Annotated in this window: 10 protein-coding genes; 8 read left to right on the top strand and 2 right to left on the bottom strand. The window is 63.9% G+C overall.

All coding sequences use genetic code 11. The features are described from left to right. Window positions 1-49: 49 nt before the first annotated feature. The 6 genes from C7I87_RS01145 (at window position 50) to C7I87_RS01120 (ending at window position 14,680) form a co-directional block, all read left to right on the top strand. Window positions 50-1,978, top strand: a complete 1,929-nt coding sequence (locus C7I87_RS01145) for an autotransporter assembly complex protein TamA (protein ID WP_149902464.1) — start codon at window positions 50-52, stop codon at window positions 1,976-1,978. Window positions 1,979-1,980: 2 nt separating this feature from the next. Then, window positions 1,981-8,037, top strand: coding sequence for a translocation/assembly module TamB domain-containing protein (locus C7I87_RS01140; protein ID WP_149902463.1), 6,057 nt, complete (start codon window positions 1,981-1,983; stop codon window positions 8,035-8,037). Between the two features lie 252 nt (window positions 8,038-8,289). After that, complete coding sequence (locus tag C7I87_RS01135) at window positions 8,290-9,948, top strand: ABC transporter substrate-binding protein (protein ID WP_149902462.1); 1,659 nt, start codon at window positions 8,290-8,292, stop codon at window positions 9,946-9,948. A gap of 146 nt (window positions 9,949-10,094) precedes the next feature. After that, window positions 10,095-11,129: an ABC transporter permease gene (locus C7I87_RS01130; protein WP_149902461.1), complete on the top strand. Its 1,035-nt coding sequence runs from the start codon at window positions 10,095-10,097 to the stop codon at window positions 11,127-11,129. Between the two features lie 11 nt (window positions 11,130-11,140). Then, the gene (locus tag C7I87_RS01125) at window positions 11,141-12,298 is read left to right on the top strand and encodes an ABC transporter permease (RefSeq protein WP_149902460.1); all 1,158 of its coding nucleotides are present in this window, start codon (window positions 11,141-11,143) and stop codon (window positions 12,296-12,298) included. 48 nt (window positions 12,299-12,346) lie between these two features. Then, entirely contained in the window at window positions 12,347-14,680 is a 2,334-nt protein-coding gene (locus C7I87_RS01120) for a dipeptide ABC transporter ATP-binding protein (RefSeq protein ID WP_149902459.1), read from the top strand. A gap of 14 nt (window positions 14,681-14,694) precedes the next feature. Here the strand turns inward: C7I87_RS01120 and C7I87_RS01115 are convergent, their stop codons facing one another. Continuing rightward, the gene (locus tag C7I87_RS01115) at window positions 14,695-15,285 is read right to left on the bottom strand and encodes a transglycosylase SLT domain-containing protein (protein ID WP_149902458.1); all 591 of its coding nucleotides are present in this window, start codon (window positions 15,283-15,285) and stop codon (window positions 14,695-14,697) included. A gap of 210 nt (window positions 15,286-15,495) precedes the next feature. Here C7I87_RS01115 and C7I87_RS01110 point away from each other — a divergent pair, with 210 nt between their 5' ends. Both C7I87_RS01110 and C7I87_RS01105 read left to right on the top strand, forming a co-directional pair. Then, complete coding sequence (locus C7I87_RS01110; RefSeq protein ID WP_149902457.1) at window positions 15,496-17,034, top strand: trimethylamine methyltransferase family protein; 1,539 nt, start codon at window positions 15,496-15,498, stop codon at window positions 17,032-17,034. A gap of 57 nt (window positions 17,035-17,091) precedes the next feature. After that, entirely contained in the window at window positions 17,092-19,533 is a 2,442-nt protein-coding gene (locus C7I87_RS01105) for a GcvT family protein (RefSeq protein WP_149902456.1), read from the top strand. Between the two features lie 22 nt (window positions 19,534-19,555). Here C7I87_RS01105 and C7I87_RS01100 read toward each other — a convergent pair whose 3' ends face one another. Continuing rightward, complete coding sequence (locus C7I87_RS01100; RefSeq protein ID WP_149902455.1) at window positions 19,556-19,948, bottom strand: DoxX family protein; 393 nt, start codon at window positions 19,946-19,948, stop codon at window positions 19,556-19,558. Window positions 19,949-19,984 lie beyond the last annotated feature (36 nt).

The following is a 19,984-nucleotide window of genomic DNA, read 5'->3' as shown; positions in this document are numbered from 1 at the left end:
CGCTTCAGAACTTCATTCCAATTTTAGGTTTACGAACTAGGTTGTCTTAATGCCGGCGCATGAAAAGCAGATGTCAGGAGGGACCGCGCCAGGGCGCGTGCTTCCGCACGCCCTGCTTGTGGCCATAATATGCTCGATGGCGCTGCTCGCCGAGGCGCGGCATGCCGGCGCCTTCGAGATTTTCGGCATCAAGCTGTGGGGATCGTCTAAAGACGAGGACGCTGACATTGTCGATCCCCTGCGCTACGCGGTGACCATCTCCGCACCCGATGCCGACAAGGATCTCGTCAAGAAGCTCGAAAATGCCTCGACACTGAAAGGCGACGAGGACCGGCCGGTTTCGGGCTCGCTTGGGCTGATGACCAAGGCGCGCAGCGACCGCGAACAGCTGGTCGCGGCGCTTTATGCCGATGCCCGCTATGAAGGCGTCGTCACCATCACCATCGACGGCAAGCCACTCGACGAACTGCCGCCGGACGCAGAGTTCAAGGGGCCGCAGCCCATTCCAGTGGCGATCACCATCTCGGCCGGCCCCAAATTCACCCTTGGCAATATCAGGCTGAAGGGCGATGCGGCGGAGCTGATGAGCGCCGATTACGGCCTGATATCAGGTGGCGACGCCGGATCGGGCGCGGTGCTCAAGGCCGAGGCGCTGATCGTGCGGACGCTGAAGGAGCAGGGCAGGCCGCTGGCCAAGGTGACCGACCGGCAGATCGTCGCCGACCATGCCACCTCGACGCTCGACGTGACGCTGACGGTCGCTGCCGGGCCGGTAGCCGGCTATGGCGCGACCACCGTGGAAGGTACCGAAAAGGTCGACCGCGACTTCACCGAATACATGACCGGGCTGAAGCGCGGCCGCCAATATTCGCCGCAGGAGATGAGCGACGCGCGTGACAGGTTGCTGGCGCTCGAGGTCTTCAACAGCGTGACCTTCAAGGAAGCCGACAAGCTCGACGCCGACGGCAACATCCCGATCGGCGTCCAGGTCAGCGAGCGCAAGCCGCGCTATTACGGTCTCGGCGGCACCTTTTCCAACACCGAGGGGCTTGGTCTGGAAGGCTACTGGGGCCATCGCAACCTGTTTGGTCACGCGGAAAAGCTGCGCATCGACGGCGCCATCAGCGGCATCGGCAGCAATAACCTGTCCGAGCTGAACTACAATGCGGGCATCATGTTCGAGAAACCCGGCGTCATCGGACCGGCGTCGAAGTTCTTCGCCAGCGTGAAGACCGTGCTCGAGCATCCGGACGCCTATGACCATTTCTCGGTCAAGGGCAGCACCGGCCTGTCCTATGAACTCGACAAGAAGCAGACCGTATCGGCCGAGGTGGCGCTCGATTATTCGCGCATCCACGACGCCTTCGGCAAGCACACCTACCTGATCGCCAGCATTCCGCTGCAATATGTCTATGACAACAGGGACAGCAGGTTGAACCCGACCAGGGGCTTCAGGGTGCTCGCCTATGCCGAGCCAAGCTACGACATATTGAGTGGTGCCGCCTTCCTCAAACTGAAGGGCGAGGGATCGGCCTATCAGTCGCTGGACACCGCCTCGAAGTTCGTACTGGCCGAGCGTGTCTCTATCGGCTCGATCGTTGGTACCGGGCTGCAGAACGTTCCGGCCGACCGGCGCTTCTATTCCGGCGGCGGCGGTTCGGTGCGCGGCTATGCCTATCAGGGCATTGGGCCCAAGGATTTCACCGGCCAGCCGATCGGCGGCCTGTCCTTCTTCGAAACTTCGGTGGAGATGCGCATCGCCGTCACCGACACGATCGGCATCGTGCCGTTCGTCGATGCCGGCACGGTGTCGACCAGGTCGGTTCCCAACTTCTCCGACGTCAAGGTCGGCGCCGGCGTCGGCCTGCGCTATGTCACGCCATTCGGCCCGCTGCGCATCGACGCGGCCGTGCCGCTCAACCGTGATCCCGGCGACCCGCATTTCGGCATCTATGCCGGCATTGGCCAGGCGTTCTGACGATGAAGACGGTCCGGCGCATCCTTCGCATTGTCCTCTACACGCTGCTGATCGTGGTCGCGGGCGCGATCGGCGCGATCGTCGTCCTGACCAAGACCGAGCGCGGACGCGACAACCTCGCCGGCATCATTTCCCGGCTGGCCTCTACTGACGACCGCAAGGTCACGGTCAGCGGCATCGACGGCATCTGGTCGGGCGCGCTCAGCGTCGACCATGTCGTGCTCGAGGATCGCGAGGGCGCCTGGCTGGTGGCGCGCAAGGTGGCAGTCGACTGGTCACCGACGGCGCTTCTGTCGAAAAGCTTCAGCGCCGACCACATCGCGGCGGAGCGCATCGAACTGGCACGCCTGCCGGTGGCCGGCACGCAGCCGCCGGCGCAGAGCGGCACGACGACGCTGCCGGTCTCCATCGACATCAAGCAGATCGACCTGCCGGAAATCGCGCTTGGCGAGCAACTGGCCGGCAGCGGCATCGCCGAGCTTGCGGCCAAGGGAATGCTCAAGGCCGATGCCGCGCCACTGGCGGTCCAGACAGTGCTCAACGTCACCCGCCACGACGGCAAGCAGGGCAATGTCGATGCCAAGATCCATTTCGCACCCGCCGACGACAAGCTGGACCTCGGCCTGAAGGCGTCGGAGCCGGCCGGCGGCATCATCGCCAATCTGCTCACGCTGCCGGATGCGCCACCGGTCGATATCGTGGTTTCGGGCAGCGGCCCCCTTGCCAACTGGAGTGGTGTCGGCACCTTCCTCGTCGACCATCGGATCGTCACCCAACTCACCGGCCGCCACCAACTCACCGACAAGGGCAATCATATCGAGGCAAAGGGCGACGGCGATTTTGCGCGCTTCCTGCCGGAAAACCTGAAGCCGCTGTTCGCCGGCAAGACCAGCTTCGATGTCGCGGGCACCGCCACATCGGCTGGCGGCATCAGCATCGACCGGGCCAGCATCGAGAGCGATGCAGTGCACGGCACCGCCTCCGGCATTGCCGACCCTGCCGGTGCCAGCGACCTGTCGGTCGAACTCGCCGCCAAGGGCCCGCCCGTGGTGATCAGCGTCGGCAGCAAGGCGCAGCCGATCACGCTCGCGATCAAGAACGCCACCGCGCGCGCCTTCGGCGACGGTAAGTCGCCGATCGTCGACATCGGCGCCTCCTTCGTTTCGATCGTCGCCGGCGGCACGCGGCTGGACGATCTGGCGGCGCAAATCCATTCCGATGGTTTCGATATCCAGAATCGCGCCGGCCCGGTTGCCGTCAAGCTGGCGGCCGGTGGCCTGAAAACCGACGTCGCGACCTTGGCGCCGTTGGTCACCGGCAAGGTCGACGTCGATCTGGCCGGTTCAATCAGCAAGGACGCCATTATTGCCATCGATCAAGGTACGTTGCGCTCCGATGCGCTCAATGCGTCGCTGACGGCGACGGTGGCGCTCGCCGACATGTCGATGCAGCTCAAAATGAATGCCGATGCCGTGGCGACCGCGTTCCCGCAGCAGATCGCTTCGGTGCTCGGCGGGCGGGTGAAATTCTCGGCCACGGCATCCCGCGACCCGCAAGGCTCCTTCGCCGCGAACTCCATCGAACTCACGTCGGGATCGCTCAGCGCCAGCGGCACGGCCAGCATGCAAGGCACGGACATTCAAGCCGACATCAAGGGCAAATTGGGCGACGTTTCGGTGTTGTCGCCGACGGTCGGCGTGCCGGTTGCCGGCGGGGTCGATTTCGCGCTCTCGGCAACCGGCGCGATCACCGCGCCGGATTTCACTGTTAGCGCCGACAGCGACAGCCTGACCGCTTCGGGCCGCACGGTGAAGGCCATCAAGCTGACCGCGAGCGGCAAGGCCGACATAACAAGCCCTTCCGCAAACGTTTCGCTGACCGGCGCCGTCAACGACCAGCCGCTCGACATCAAGGCGGCCCTGGTGACCAGCGAGGGCAAGCGTTCGATCAACGGCTTCCTGGTGTCGCTGGGCGACAACAAGGTCTCGGGCGACCTGGCGCTCGACGACAAGTTCATGCCCCTGGGGACGCTGACGCTCGCCGCGCCGGCAATCGACCAGTTGGCCGCGCTCGCCGGCCAGGCGGTGACCGGCGACATCAACGGCACCATCCTATTCGCCAAGGACGGCGACGCGCCGTCCATTGCCATCGATGCGAAGAGCACGTCGGTCGCGCGTGGAGAGGTGACGGCCAAAGCGATCGCCATCAATGCGCTGATCGCCAATTATCTCAAGGCGCCGGCGATCTCCGGCACCATCAAGGCCGATGCGGTCACCTCGGGAAGCACCGAGATCGGCGGTATCGGCGTCGACCTCAAGCGCGACGGCGACTGGACCAGTTTCACTGGCGGCGCCACAATCGCGGGCATTCCGGCAACCGCTGCCGGCCGGGTGAAGATCGCCGAGGGCACCACCAGTGTCGAGATTGCCTCGGGCGACGCCACCGTTCGCGGCATCAAGGCGGCGATTGCCGAACCGTCGGCTCTGACCATAGCCAACGGCACGGCCAATATCGAGAAGCTGGCGCTCGATATTGGCGGCGGCAAGGTGGCGCTGTCGGGCAGCGCCGGCGAGACGCTCGATCTTGCGGTGCAGGTCTCGGCCTTGCCTGCCGCCCTTGCCAACGCGTTTTCGCCTGGCCTCGATGCAGCGGGAACGCTTGACGGTATCGCCGAAGGGAGCGGAGCGCCGGCGGCTCCCGACATCCGGTTCAACGCGAAACTGGCCGGCGCCGAGACGAGCCAGACCCGACAGGCAGGGCTCGGGCCAGTCGCGGTCGACGCGGCCGGCAGCTACACGATTGCCGGCGGCGTTGCCGTTGACCACGCTACCCTCTCCGGCGACAAGGTCTCCGGCCAGGCCGCCGGCACCATCAACCCGAACGGGGCCAGCGATTTCGCGATCGACCTGACCTCGTCCGGCCCCAGCCTGCCGCTGACGGTCGGAAGCGCCCAGAGCCCGGTCAAGATCGATGTCCGATCAGTGTCGGCCAAGATTGCGGGCGAAAGCACGCATGCCCGGCTGGACCTTTCCGCGATCCTGCCCTCGGTCGTCACCGGCCCGGCGAAGGTGGACGGACTTACCCTGACGCTGCATTCGGATTCGTTCGATCTCAGGAACCGCGCCGGGCCGGTTTCCGGAACGGTGTCGGTGGACAAGGTTGGGCTCGACAATCCGACGATCGCGCCGCTCATCGCGGGCAAGGTAACGGCCGCGCTCAACGCCCGGCTAAGCGCCGACGCCGTCGCCATCGACAGCGGCTCGCTGAAAAGCGATGCGCTCAGCAGCCAGGTCGCCGGCCAGGTATCGCTGCGTGACGGCGCCATCGATCTCAACCTCAAGGCGGATGCGCCATCGTCGGCCTTGCCGGCGGCGGCACGCGGCATGCTTGGCGACCGCGCTCAAATAAGCGCCACGCTGAAGCGCGAGCCCAACGGCAATCTCAACATAGGCGGATTGAAGCTGACGTCAGGCGCGCTGAGCGCCGATGGACAGGCAAGCCTCGCCGACAACAAGGTGACCGCCGACATCAGGGGGGCGCTGAGCGACATCTCGCCATTGTCGAAGGATGCCACGGGCGCCATCGCCTTCGCGCTGAGCGCGCAAGGGCCGGCCATGGCGCCCGACCTGTCGCTTACCGTCAACAGCGACAAGCTCTCTGTGGCATCGCGCGAGATCACCGGATTGAAGCTCACCGCCACCGGCAAGGCCGATGCCACCAATCCGGCGGCCAATGTCCAGTTGACCGGCAATGTCGCCGGCCAGGCGTTGCAGGGGAGTGCCGTGCTGGCAACGGCCGACGGCAAGAGCGCCATCAACGGCCTGCTCCTGTCGCTGGGCAAGAACAGGATCTCCGGCGATCTGGCGCTGGACGACAAGTTCGTGCCCGAAGGCACCATCTCGCTCGACCTGCCCGATATCGGGCCGCTCGCCGCGCTGGCGCTGGAAAAGGCGGAAGGCGACGTGCGCGGCACGATCGCCTTCGCCAGGAATGGCGCAGCACCCCAGGTCGCCATCAAGGCGACTACCGCCTCGATCACGCGTGGCGACCTCCAGGCAAAGGCCGTTTCCGTCGATGCGCTGATCGCCAATTATCTCGCCGCGCCAGTCATCTCCGGCAAGATCCGCGCCGACACCGTCACATCGGGCGGCACCGTGATCAGCGGCATCGACGTCGACCTCAAGCGCGACGGCGACTGGACCGGCTTCTCCGGCGGCGCCACGGTCAAGGGCATTCCGGCCAAGGCGGCCGGCCGCGTGAAGGTGGCCGGCGGCACCACCACCATCGAGCTCGCTTCGGGAGAGGCGACCGTTCAGGGCGTCAAGGCGGCCATCGCCCAGGCCTCGACCGTCAGCATCGCCAATGGCAAGACGACGCTGGACAGGCTGGTGCTCAACCTTGGCGGCGGCACCGCGACGGTAACCGGCAAGGTCGGGCAGGCGCTCGAGATCAATGCGGCACTGGCGCGCGTGCCGATGTCACTCGCCAACAGTTTCTCGCCCGGGCTCGACGCCGCGGGTTCCATCTCCGGCACGGTAAAGGTGACGGGCGCACCGGCGAGCCCCGCCGTTGCCTTCAAGATAGACGCGGCCGGAGTGCAGACGTCGCAGACCCGTGGCGCGGGCGTCGGCGCGGTCGCTGTTTCCTCGGCGGGTACCTTTGCCGGCAACAAGCTGACCTTCGACGCCAATATCAGCGATGGAGCTGGACTTGGCCTCAAGGGCGGCGGCACGGTGATGACGGCGGGCACGCCGGCGCTGGCACTCGATTTCAACGGTGCCGTGCCATTCGGCCTGCTTAGCGAGAAGCTTGCCGCGCAGGGCCTGTCGTTGACCGGCAACGCCAACGTCAATGTGCAGGTGCGCGGTCCGGCGACATCGCCCGTGATCGGCGGCAGCGTCAAAACCTCGGGCGCGCGGCTGGTCGATGCACGCTCGGGCCTTGCCGCCAACGATATCGCGGCCGATGTCTCGATAGGCAACGGCGTCGCCAGGATCAACCGGTTGACGGGAACGCTGTCGACGCGCGGCAGCCTGTCGGCCAGCGGTACGGTCGGCATCAATCCGGCGCAGGGGTTCCCGGCCGACCTGTCGATCAAGCTCACCGATGGCCGCTACACGGATGGACGCGTGGTGACCGCCAACCTTGGCGGCGACCTGACGATCAAGGGGCCGCTGACTTCGTCACCGGCGATTGCCGGCACCGTCAACCTAGCCAAGACCGTCATCACGGTTCCGGACAAATTGCCGGGCTCGCTCTCGGCACTCGACGTCAAGCACAAGAATGCGCCGGGCCCGGTCAAGGCGCAGGACAAGGCGCTGCGCCCGGCGACGACCAGCGGCAAGAGCGGCGGCAGCGGCCTTGCGCTCGACGTCACGGTCAATGCGCCGAACCAGATTTTCATCCAGGGCAGGGGTGTCGACGCCGAATTCGGCGGTTCGCTCAAACTGACGGGCCCGGCCTCGTCGCCGCAAGCCGTCGGCACCTTCACCTTGCAGCGTGGCCGCCTGTCGATCCTTGGCAAGCGGCTCACCTTCACCGAAGGCACGGTCGGCTTCTCGGGCTCGCTGGTGCCTTACCTCAATCTGACGGCGACGACGACCACGACCGGCGCCACGGTCACCATCGTGGTGTCGGGCGAGGCGACCAATCCGAAATTCACCTTCAGTTCGGTGCCGGCACTGCCCGAGGACGAGGTGCTGGCGCAACTGATCTTCGGGCGATCGATGTCGAACCTGTCGCCGCTGCAGATTGCGCAACTGGCCGAAGCGGCCGGGCAACTGGCTGGTGTCGGTGGCTCGACGTCGCTGCTGGAGAATCTGCGCAGCGCCATTGGTGTCGACGATCTCGATGTCACCACCGATGACAAGGGCGGCACGGCGGTCTCTGCCGGGAAGTATCTCAACGACCGCACCTATGTGACCATCCAGAAGGGCGACAAGCCGGGTTCCGGCAAGGCGACCGTCGACCTCAATGTCGGGCGCGGCGCCAAACTTCGCGGTGAGGCTACGGACGCCGGCGAAGCCAAGGGCGGCATATTCTACGAGAAGGAATATTGAGGGTCTGGCCCTTGTCCTGGCCGCAACTGGCGCTGTCGTAACCGGTGCGAATGTCCCAGTTTAATCGCCCAAAGAGATTTTGGCGAAATCTGGGCGCACTAGCAATTTTGCGCCAAGACTGTCGCTATCGCGCGAACCGCTCCCCTCCCAAAGTTGCACATTCGCTAACATGTTCCCAATCCACGCCGTCTTTGACATCATGGCCCGGATGCGGAATGTTAATCGGCGGAAAGCCAACAATGGGAGTTAGTCATGACAATCTACAAGAGCAATGGCGACAGCGTTCCGGATCACATCCTGGCGATGGCCGAAGAAGCCAAGTCGGGTAAGGTCGATCGTCGCGAATTCCTGGCGCTGGCCAGCATCTTCGGCGCTTCGACGGCGATGGCTTATGGCCTGCTCGGCCTTGCCGCTCCGACCCCGGCCAAGGCCGAGGACGTGAAGGGCAAGAAGGGCGGCGTGCTGAAGGTGGCGATGTCGATCAAGGATCCCAAGGATCCGCGCACGGCGGACTGGTCCGAAATTGCCAATGCCGAGCGCCAGGCGCTCGAGCCGCTGGTGAAGTACACCAAAGAGTACACGTTCGCGCCCTATCTCCTGGCAAGCTGGGACATCAACGACGACGCCACCGAATACACACTGCATGTGCGGCCGGGCGTCGAATGGAACAATGGCGACAAGTTCACCGCCGATGACGTGATCTACAATTTCACCCGCTGGGCCGACAAGAACGCAGCAGGCAATTCCATGCCGGGCCGCCTCGGCAGCCTCGTCGACGAAAAGACCAAGAAGCTGAGCGAAGGCTCGATCGTCAAGGTCGACGACATGACGGTCAAGCTGAAGCTCACCAAGCCCGACATCGCGCTCATCGCCAACCTGTGCGACTATCCCGGCCTCGTCGTCCACAAGAGCTTCGACGAGAAGGGCGCCAACTTCAAGAACTGCCCGATCGGCACCGGTCCGTTCGAGCTCGTCTCCTACGATGTCGGCCAGAAGGTGGTCTACAAGCGCCGCACGACCGGCAAGTGGTGGCAGGGCGAGGCATTCCTCGACGGCGTCGAGTTCATCGACTACGGCACCGATCCGGCAGCAACCGTTTCGGCCTTCGAATCGGGCGAGGTGCAGACCAATCACGAGACGACGGCCGACTACGTCAAGATTATCGAAGGTGTCGGCGCTCCGGTTTCGGAAGTGGTGACGGCGGCAACCGTGGTGTCGCGCTTCAATGTCAACGCCAAGCCTTATGGCGACCAGAAGGTGCGTCAGGCAATGTGCCTGGCGGTCGACAATTCGGTGGTGCTGCAGCTCGGCTACGGCAATGCCGGCACACCGGCGGAAAACCACCATGTCGCGCCGATCCATCCGGAATATGTCGCGCTTCCGAAGATCCCCCGCGATATGGCTAAGGCCAAGCAGATGCTGACCGAAGCCGGCGTGATCGATTTCGAGCACGAGCTGATCAGCAATGACGAGGACTATCACAAGAACACCACGGACGCGATCGCGGCCCAGCTGCGCGAAGCCGGCATCAAGGTGAAGCGCACCGTGCTGCCGAGCTCGACCTTCTGGAATGATTGGACAAAGTATCCGTTCTCGGAAACCAACTGGAACATGCGTCCGCTGGGCATCCAGGTCATCGCCATCGCCTACCGCTCCGGCGAAGCCTGGAACGAGACGGCCTATGCCAATCCGGACTTCGACAAGAAGGTCAACGAGGCCCTCGGCATAGCCGATGCGGAGAAGCGCAAGGTGGTGATGAAGGATGTCGAGCAGATGCTGCAGGATTCCGGCATCATCATCCAGCCCTACTGGCGCAAGCTCTACATCAACATCAAGCCCGAGGTGAAGAACCACTCGATGCACCCCACCTACGAGCACGACTTCGGCAAGGTCTGGCTCGATCAGGCGTGACATATCGCTCGATAGAAGCGAAGGGTTGCCCTTCGCTTCTTCGGCATCTCCGTCGCTGCATGCCTTGCAGCGACGGTGTGACGTCACAAGGTTTTCGAAACAGGGTTGACCATATCTGACCCCAACCCGGCCGGCAGGGGGGCACAATGTTCTCATTCATCATCAGACGCATCGGCACGATCCTGCTCACGATGCTGTGCCTGACGCTGGTCGTGTTCTTCCTCGTCAATCTCGAACCCAATCTGAAGAAGCTGGCGATCAGCCAGACAGAAATGCACACATCGGCCGAGCAGCTCGAAAGCTGGCTGGTCAATCACGGCTATCGCCAGAACTTCTTCGTCCGCTATGGCCAATGGCTCGGCGTCGTGCCCAAGCAGCCGATCACGGACCCGGCGACCGGCAAGACGACACAGCGCTTCTCGTTCTGCAATGACCCGGTCGTGCCGACTTTCTCCGGCGTGATCGAAGGTGATTTCGGCTGCTCGACCAAGTTCAAGACCACGGTCGGAGCCAAGCTGTTTCCAGCGCTCGGCGCCACCGGCATTCTGATGCTCTGCGTGCTGGGGGTCATGGTGCCGGTCTCGCTGCTGGTCGGCATCCTTGCCGGCATGCGGGAGGGGTCGCGCACCGATCGCGTGCTGTCGGTCGCCTCGATCGCCTCGACGGCGACGCCCGAATATGTGTCCGGCGTCATCTTCACCGTCATCTTCGCCTCCTGGCTCGGCTGGCTGAACGGCTCGGCGGCATCAGCGAGCCAGGGCATCACCTTCTATAACTTCACGCTCCCGGTGATCACTCTGGCGATCTACGGCATCGGCTACATCGCGCGCATGACACGCGCCTCGATGGTCGAGGTGATGACGCAGCAATATATCCGCACCGCCCGATTGAAGGGCCTTTCGTTTGGCAACGTGGTGGTCAAGCATGCGCTGCGCAATGCTCTGATCGCGCCCTTCACTGTCATCATGCTGCAGTTTCCGTGGCTGCTCACCGGCGTCGTCATCGTCGAGGTGATGTTCCGCTACCAGGGCTTCGGCTACACGCTGGTCGAGGCCGCGGGCAACAACGACATCGATCTTCTGCTCGGCTGTTCGCTGGTCTCGGTGTTCATCGTCCTGATCACGCAGCTCATTTCCGACGTCGGCTACGCGTTCCTCAATCCGCGCATCCGCGTTCAGTAGGGAGAAGGCGCATGCAAGCCCAATATATCAGCGCCTCCGCCATCATCCTCGAAGTGCTCTGGCGCTTCTGGCCGGTCTGGCTCGCGCTCGCCATCGTCATGGGCGCGAGCTTCATCTACAAGAAGAAGCTCGCGCTCTACGGCCAGCTGTTCGACAGCGGCGTCGGCATTGCCGGCGTCTTCATCTGCCTGTTCTGGCTGTTCACGGCCATCTTCGCCTCAACCATCTCGCCTTTCGATCCGCTCGGCCAGATCCCGATCATGAAGGACACGCTGCCGGGCGCCATCGAACCGCAATCGGGGCTCGTCTATCTGTTCGGCGGCGACAAGCTCGCACGCGACGTCTTTTCGCGCATGGTCTATGGTAGCCAGATCGTGCTGATCATCGCGCCCGCCGCGACCGGTTTCGCACTGATGGTCGGCATCACGCTCGGCCTGCCGGCCGGTTATTACGGCGGCAAGATCGATTCCATCCTGTCGTTCCTGGCCAACCTCGTGCTGGCCTTCCCGGTGATCCTGCTGTTCTACCTCCTGGTGACGCCGGGCATCATGGACACGCCGATCCCTTATGCGCTGGCCGGCGTCTTCTTCCTGTTTCCGATCATCTTCTTCTGCGTGCTGTTCTGGACACGCTACAAGAACCGGCCGGACCGGATCTACATCCTGCTCGGCCTGACGCTTATCGTCGGCGGCTGGATCTATCTCGGCCTTGTCTTCGACAGGGATCCGCTGAAGATCGTGCATATCGATCCGAACCAGCTCAACATCTTCGTGGCGGTGGTGTTCGCCTCCAGCCCCGGCGTGTTCCGCATCGTGCGCGGGCTGACCATGGACATCAAGACGCGCGACTATGTGGCGGCAGCGCAGACGCGCGGTGAATCGCCCTGGTACATCATGCTGTGGGAGATCCTGCCCAATGCACGCGGACCCCTGATCGTCGATGCCTGCCTGCGCATCGGCTACACCACCATCCTGCTCGGCACGCTGGGTTATTTCGGCCTCGGCCTTGCGCCCGAGAGCCCGGACTGGGGCACCGCGATCAAGGACGCCAGCCGATTGCTGCGCTCCTTCATCCACCCGGCACTGCCGCCGACGATCGCGCTGATGTCGTTCGTGCTGGGGCTCAACCTGTTGGCCGATTCGCTGCGCGAGCAATCGATGAAAGACTGATTGACGGGCCTTGACCCGTATCTGGTACAATTTGGATTGGAGCGACCCATGAACGAGGCAGTTCGAAATCCCGCCAACCCGACCAATGGGCCGATCATCGAGATCGAGAACCTGTCGATCTCCTTCTTCACCCGCAAGGGCGAGATACCGGCCGTCATGGATTTTTCCTGCACGGTCATGCCGGGCGAGGCGATGGGCATCGTCGGTGAATCCGGCTGCGGCAAGTCGACCGTGTCGCTCGGCATCATGCGCGACCTGTCCAACATCGGAAAGATCGTCGGCGGCAAGATCAAGTTCCAGGGCAAGGACATGGGCGAGCTCTCCGAGGAGGAGCTGCGCGCCATCCGCGGCAACAAGATCGCCATGATCTACCAGGAGCCGATGGCCAGCCTCAATCCGGCGATGAAGATCGGCCAGCAGCTGATGGAAGTGCCGCTGATCCACGACAAGGTGTCGAAGGAAGAGGCTTATAAACGCGCGCTCGAAATGGTGCGCTCGGTCAAGCTTCCCGACCCGGAGCGCATGATGCGCTCCTATCCGCACCAGCTGTCCGGCGGCCAGCAGCAGCGCATCGTCATCGCCATGGCGCTGCTGTCGAAGCCGGCGCTGCTTCTGCTCGACGAACCGACCACGGCGCTCGACGTGACGGTGGAGGCGGGCATCGTCGAACTGGTCAAGGGGCTGGGCGAAAAATTCGGCACCTCGATGATCTTCGTCTCGCACAATCTCGGCCTCATTCTTGAGACCTGCGACCGCATCACGGTGATGTATTCGGGCGAGGCGGTGGAGACCGGCAAGATCAAGGACGTTTTCGACCGGATGCGTCATCCCTATACCCAGGGGCTGTTCCGCTCGATCCCGCTGCCGGGCGCCGACAAGAACTCGCGGCCACTGATCTCTATCCCCGGCCAATTGCCACTGCCGCACGAGCGGCCGAAGGGCTGCAATTTCGGTCCGCGCTGCCATCATTTCGTCGAGGGCGTCTGCAACGCCGCCGAGATCCCGATGGTCGAAGTCGCGGGACACGAAGGCCACTTCTCGCGTTGCGTACGCTTCAACGAGATCGACTGGGAAGCGCTGCCGCCCGGCGCCAAGAAGGTCAATGAGCGCGTCGTGCCCGGCGCGCCGGTGCTCAAGATCGAGGACCTCCGGAAATACTACAAGGTCGGCGGCAGCGAGGTGTTCGGCTCGAGCGAGGGCCGTGTCGTCAAGGCCAACGAGACGATATCGTTCATGGCGCGCGAATCCGAGACGGTCGCCATCGTCGGCGAATCCGGCTGCGGTAAGTCGACCCTGGCCAAGGTGCTGCTCGGACTGGAGACGGCCAGTTCCGGCAGCGTGACGCTGGGCAACAAGGAAATCCAGTCGACCGGCATCGAGAGCCGCAGCGTCGACACCGTGTCGTCGATCCAGATGGTGTTCCAGAATCCGTTCGACACGCTCAACCCCAGCCATTCGGTCGGATCGCAGATCATCCGCACGCTCGAAAAATTCAATGTCGGCAAGACGGTCGCCGACCGGCGCAAGCGCATGCTGGAGCTGCTCGACCTGGTGAAGTTGCCGCGTGCCTTCGAGACCCGCAAGCCGCGCCAGCTTTCCGGCGGCCAGAAGCAGCGCATCGGCGTGGCCCGCGCCTTTGCCGGCGATGCCAAGGTGGTGGTGGCCGACGAGCCGGTTTCGGCGCTCGACGTCTCGGTGCAGGCGGCTGTGACCGAATTGCTGATGGACATCCAGCGCAAGAACAAGACGACGATGCTGTTCATCAGCCACGATCTCTCCGTCGTGCGCTACATCGCTGACCGCGTCGTCGTGATGTATCTCGGCTATATCGTCGAGCAGGGCACGACGGACCAGATCTTCGCGCCGCCCTACCACCCCTATACCGAGGCGCTGCTGTCGGCGATCCCGATTGCCGACACCAGCGTGGTCAAGAAACACATCGTGCTGGAAGGCGACATCCCCTCGGCGATGAACCCGCCGTCCGGCTGCCCGTTCCAGACGCGCTGCGGCTACAAGAAGCTGGTGCCGGACAATCTGTGCGAGACCAAGGTGCCGCCGGTCAAGAACCTCGGCGATGGCCATATGAGCCTGTGCTGGCTTTCCGACGACGTGCTCAAGACCATGGAGCCGGTGATCAAGTTCGACAAGGAACACGCCGCCCATGAGGGCGTGCCGGATGATGCGGCGCATGGCGAAGGTCCAGGCTTTGCCGGTTCGCCGCCGGCGCGCCCGAGCGGCAAAAATGCCAATGCGGAAGCCGATGCGACCGGAAAGGCTGCCGAGGACGCGGACGCCGTCTTGCGGGCCCGTCGTCACGAAGTCCGCGACGAGGTTTCCGAAACCGGTGTTTCAAAGCCGAAAGATACGACAAGGCGGCACTAACCTGGGGTTGAGTGTCAGCTTCCGCACTGCCGCAGCTGCGCTTCATAGTCGCGGGCCATTTTGTCGGTAGCCCGTGCATAGCCCTGGACGCCGGCATCGCCCCGATTGCCTCGGCCATAGGCGGTCCAGCCGAGGTAATAGGCGAGGTAAAGGTTGTAGGTGTCGTTGCGCGCGACGCCGTATGCGTCTGATGTCTTGGAATGATACCAGCCGACGAAGTCGACGGCGTCGGCGAATTTCGTGCGCCGCGCCGCCCAGTTGCCGGTTTCGCTCTGATATTGCGACCAGGTGCCGTCCAGCGCCTGCGAGAAGCCTGTGGCCGAGGAGACGTGCTTCCACGGAATGAAGCCGAGCAGCTTGGTGCGCGGCGGCCGGGCATTGCTCTTGAAGCCGGATTCCTTGCGCACTGTGGCCATCAGCACCGGCACCGGCACGCCGTATTTCTGGGAGGCGCGCTCGGCCGCCGACTGCCAATTGTCGAACCAGCCGTCATTCTGGTCGAAGACGGCGCAGACATTGTTGATGTGACTGGGTGCAGTCGCGCAGGCCGAAAGTGCAAGCAGCACGCCAACCGCTACAATTTTACTAAAACTCGACCTGTGCATTGGATGAGCAATAGGCCGAAATCATAAAGGGAATCTTGCTGCCGCCGTTAACGCTTCGTCGGCAGGCGAGAAAATGCCATATCGGTATTCCGACGCCGATTGTCGCTTTTTCTAAACAGACGTTGCAGATATGCCGCCTTGGCTAAAATCACGCCGGCAAACGGCGTATTTCTGACAGACCGGCAACGCTGCCGAAGCTTTGATGCCGGCATGACCGAACCAAGACGCAAGCGCGGCGCCGAGCGCACCAGCAACAGGGGGCCAGCGCCCATCGCGCAGCTGCCGCCCAGACGGGTGATCAATCCCTATCCGCCGATGGCGTTGCTGTCATCAGACCAGATCGAGGCGATCCACCAGGCGTCGATGCACATATTGGAGAATTTCGGCATCGAGGTGATGAGCCCTCGTGCGCTGGCGCTGTTCGAGAAGGCCGGCGCCAGGGTCGATCACGCCTCGGCCAATGTGCGCATCGATCGCGGCATGGTCGACGAGGCGCTGAAGACGACGCGGTCCGACTATACGCTGACACCACGCAACCCGGCCAATGCCGTCCACCTCGGTGGCAACACCATCAATTTCACGCTTGTGGCCGGTCCTCCCAATGTGCACGACATGGAGCGCGGCCGCCGCGCCGGCAATCTGCACGACTATGCTGATCTCACCAGGCTGGCGCAGCATTTCAACTGCGTCCACATGCTCGGCAACCAGGTCTGCGCACCGGTCGAGCTGCCGGCCAATTCACGCCACCTCGATACGTACTTCACCAATCTGACGCTGACCGACAAGAGTTTTCATGTTTCGGCGATCGGCCGGGGCAGGGCTCTGGACGGCATCGAGATGATGGCGATTTCGCGCGGGCTCACCCTCGATCAGATGCGGGACGATCCCGGCATCGCCACCATCATCTCGGTCAACTCGCCGCGCCGCTTCGACGAGATGATGGCCGAAGGGCTGATGACCATGGCCGAATATGGCCAGTCGGTGGCGGTGACACCTTTCACGCTGATGGGAGCGATGAGCCCGGTGACGCTGGCCGGCGCCCTGGCGCAGCAGAATGCCGAGGCGCTGTTCGGCGTGGTGCTGACGCAACTGGTGCGGCCGGGCGCGCCGGTGATGTATGGCGCCTTCACGTCCAATGTCGACATGAAGTCGGGTGCGCCGGCCTTCGGCACGCCTGAAAATACCAAGGCCAACATCGCCTCCGGACAATTGGCGCGGTGCTACGGCCTGCCATACCGGACGACGCCCGGCTCGGCTTCCAACGCCGCCGATGCGCAAGGCGCCTATGAGACGCTGATGGCGCTGTGGGGCGCGGTGCTCGGCCACGGCAATCTCGTCTACCACGCCGCCGGCTGGCAGGAGGGCGGGCTGACGGCATCGTTCGAGAAATTCATCATCGACGTCGAGATGATCCAGCACATGATGGAGTTTTTGCGCCCGATCGTGGTCGACGAGGCGGAGCTTGCCGTCGAGGCGCTGGGCGCGGTACCGACCGGCGGCCATTTCTTCGGCGAGCCGCACACGCTTGAGCGCTACGCCACCGCTTTCTACCAGCCAATGCTTTCCAACTGGCAGAATTTCGAGGCCTGGCAGGAGGCCGGCGGCCTCGACGCGACCGCGCGCGCGACGCGGCTGTGGAAAAAGGCGCTGGAAGACTATGTCGAACCGGCGATGGACATAGCCGTGCGCGAAGAGCTCGAGGCTTACATGGCCAAGCGGCGCGAGGCGATCGGGCAGGGCGAGCCGTGACGCCTCTCATCCTGAATCCACTCACCCATTCAACTTATTGATATCAGAGAAAAATCCATGAAATCGCATGCAAAGGTCGTGGTCATTGGCGGCGGTGTCGTCGGGTGTTCCGTGCTGTTCCACCTCGCCCGCCATGGCTGGACCGACATCGTGCTGCTGGAGCGCGACGAGCTGACCTCCGGCTCGACCTGGCACGCGGCCGGCGGCATGCACACGATCAATGGCGATCCCAACGTAGCCAAGCTGCAGAAATACACCATCAATCTCTACAAGGAGATAGAGGAGCTTTCCGGCCAGGCGACCGGCGTGCACCTGACCGGCGGCGTGCTTCTGGCTGCCACCGAGGCGCGGCTTGACTGGCTGCGCGGCGTCGTCGCCAAGGGCCGTTATCTCGGCATCGAACTGGAGGAAATCTCGCCGAAAGAGGCGGCCGAGCTGATGCCGCTGCTCGATCCCAAGCAGTTCGTCGGCGCCGTCCGCAACAAGGAGGACGGCCACCTCGATCCGTCGGGCGTCACGCACGCCTATGCCAAGGCGGCGCGAAAGCTCGGCGCCGAGATCGAACGCTTCACCAAGGTGGAGGACATCGTGCGCCGTCCCGACGGGATGTGGCGCGTCATCACCAACAAGGGCGAGGTAGTGGCCGAGCACGTCGTCAATGCCGGCGGCCTGTGGGCGCGCGAGGTCGGCCGGATGGTCGGGCTCGAACTGCCGGTGCTCGCCATGGAGCATATGTACCTGATCACCGAGGACATGCCGGAGGTCGCCGCCTGGAACCAGAAAACCGGCACCGAGGTCATCCACGCGGTCGATTTCGACGGCGAGCTCTATCTGCGCCAGGAGCGCGGCGGCATGCTGATGGGCACCTACGAGAAGGCCAACAAACCGTGGTCCGAATACCAGACGCCCTGGAATTTCGGCCATGAACTGCTGGCGCCGGATATCGACCGCATCGCGCCGTCGCTCGAGGTCGGCTTCCGGCATTTCCCGGCTTTCCAGAACACCGGCATCAAGCAGATCATCAACGGGCCCTTCACTTTCGCGCCAGACGGCAACCCGCTGGTCGGGCCGGTGCGCGGCCTGCCGGGCTTCTGGGTCGCCTGCGGCGTGATGGCCGGCTTCAGCCAGGGCGGCGGCGTCGGCCTGGCCCTGTCCAACTGGATGATCGAGGGCGATCCAGGCGCCGATATCTGGGCGATGGACGTGGCGCGCTATGGCGACTGGGCGACGATGGCCTACACCAACGCCAAGGTGCGCGAGAATTATTCCAGGCGCTTTTCGATCCGCTTCCCCAACGAGGAACTGCCCGCCGGGCGGCCGCTGAAGACGACGCCGGTCTACGACCTGTTGTCGGCGAGCGGCGCGCAGTGGGGGGTCGCCTATGGGCTAGAGGTGCCGCTCTGGTACGCGCCTGAGGGCATCAAGGACGAGTTCTCATGGCGGCGCTCGAGCGACTTCACCCATGTCGCCGCCGAAGTCGCGGCGGTGCGCTCGGGCGTCGGCCTGTCGGAGATATCGAGCTTCGCCAAATACAAGGTGACGGGCGAGCGGGCCGCGGCCTGGCTCGACCGGATGCTCGCCTGCAAGCTGCCGAAGCCCGATCGCATGACCCTGGCGCCGATGCTGAAGGAAGACGGCAGGCTGATCGGCGATTTCACGCTGGCCAATCTGGGGCCCCAAGATCGGGAAGAAGGGGGCTGGTTCCTGGCCGGCTCCGGCATCGCCGAGCAATATCATATGCGCTGGTTCGAGCAGCATTTGCCTGATGACGGCTCGGTTCACATCGAAGCGCTGGGGCAAAAGCTGACCGGCCTGTCGATCGCCGGTCCCAAGGCGAGGGACGTGCTGGCGAAAGCCACGCGCTCCGACATATCGAATGCGGCGTTTCCGTTCATGGCCATTGGCAAGATGGATATCGGCATGGCGCCATGCCTGGTCGGCCGCGTCAGCTACACCGGTGATCTCGGCTACGAGATATGGGTGGCGCCGGAATACCAGCGTGCGGCGTTCAACGCCCTGATGGCGGCGGGCGAAGAGTTCGGCATCGGCCTGTTCGGCTCGCGCGCGCTCAACGCGCTGCGGCTGGAGAAGAACTATGGCTCATGGGGGCGCGAATACCGGCCGATCTACGGGCCGCTGGAAGCCGGCCTCGATCGCTTCGTCGCCTATGGCAAGGACGCGGATTTCATCGGCAAGGCAGCGGCACTGGCCGAGCGCGAGCATGGCGGCAAGCTGCGGCTGCGCGCCTTTATCGTCGACGCCGACGATGCCGATGTCATCGGCGACGAGCCGATCTGGTTCGGCGGCGCGGTGCGTGGCTGGGTGACGTCGGGCGGTTATGCCCACCATTCGAAGAAGTCCGTCGCCGTCGGCTATGTGCCGAAGGAGATCGCCGACGAGAGCGACGGCTTCGAGATCGAGTTGCTGGGCAAGCGGCATGCGGCGCGCATGCAGGCGGCGCCGCTGTTCGATGCGAATTTCGAACGGATGCGGGGATGAGAGCGCACCCCTGCATGGAGCATCATGCGTTGCGTCGGTTGTCGAGCGCGAAGGCGCCGGCGCCGGCAAAGACCAGATAGAGGAAGATGAAGCAGAACGAGATCGCCGCGTCGCCGCTGTTGTTGACGGGGAAGAAGTCGCGCGGCATGTGCGTCGAGAAATAGGCGATCGCCATTTCACCGGCCAGGAGGAACGCGACCGGGCGGGTGAAAAGGCCGAGTGCCAGCAGGATGCCACCGGCGAATTCGAGGATGCCGGCGGTCGTGGTCAGCCCGGTAAGGGCGTGGGGTTGGGCGCTTACCGGGAAGTTGAACAATTTCTGGCTGCCGTGTTCGATGAACTGCAGCGCGGTCATGATGCGCAACACGCCAAGCGCTTGCGGCCGGTACCTGGCAAGGCCTTCAAAAAGTTTCATCTGAACTCCTTTTCACCCTCCCGGCCCGGCGATAGA

Origin of the sequence: Mesorhizobium sp. SARCC-RB16n (genome assembly GCF_008520305.1) — a bacterium.
Lineage (GTDB): Bacteria > Pseudomonadota > Alphaproteobacteria > Rhizobiales > Rhizobiaceae > Mesorhizobium.
Note: the sequence above shows the minus strand (reverse complement) of the source record. Positions and strands in the feature narration are given on the sequence as shown.

Excerpts from the sequence above, each read along its gene's own strand:
- C7I87_RS01100 (WP_149902455.1), bottom strand. The coding sequence starts at position 19,948 with ATGAAACTTTTTGAAGGCCTTGCCAGGTACCGGCCGCAAGCGCTTGGC.
- C7I87_RS01105 (WP_149902456.1), top strand. The coding sequence starts at position 17,092 with ATGAAATCGCATGCAAAGGTCGTGGTCATTGGCGGCGGTGTCGTCGGG.
- C7I87_RS01140 (WP_149902463.1), top strand. The coding sequence starts at position 1,981 with ATGAAGACGGTCCGGCGCATCCTTCGCATTGTCCTCTACACGCTGCTG.
- C7I87_RS01120 (WP_149902459.1), top strand. The coding sequence starts at position 12,347 with ATGAACGAGGCAGTTCGAAATCCCGCCAACCCGACCAATGGGCCGATC.
- C7I87_RS01135 (WP_149902462.1), top strand. The coding sequence starts at position 8,290 with ATGACAATCTACAAGAGCAATGGCGACAGCGTTCCGGATCACATCCTG.
- C7I87_RS01145 (WP_149902464.1), top strand. The coding sequence starts at position 50 with ATGCCGGCGCATGAAAAGCAGATGTCAGGAGGGACCGCGCCAGGGCGC.
- C7I87_RS01125 (WP_149902460.1), top strand. The coding sequence starts at position 11,141 with ATGCAAGCCCAATATATCAGCGCCTCCGCCATCATCCTCGAAGTGCTC.
- C7I87_RS01115 (WP_149902458.1), bottom strand. The coding sequence starts at position 15,285 with ATGCACAGGTCGAGTTTTAGTAAAATTGTAGCGGTTGGCGTGCTGCTT.
- C7I87_RS01110 (WP_149902457.1), top strand. The coding sequence starts at position 15,496 with ATGACCGAACCAAGACGCAAGCGCGGCGCCGAGCGCACCAGCAACAGG.
- C7I87_RS01130 (WP_149902461.1), top strand. The coding sequence starts at position 10,095 with ATGTTCTCATTCATCATCAGACGCATCGGCACGATCCTGCTCACGATG.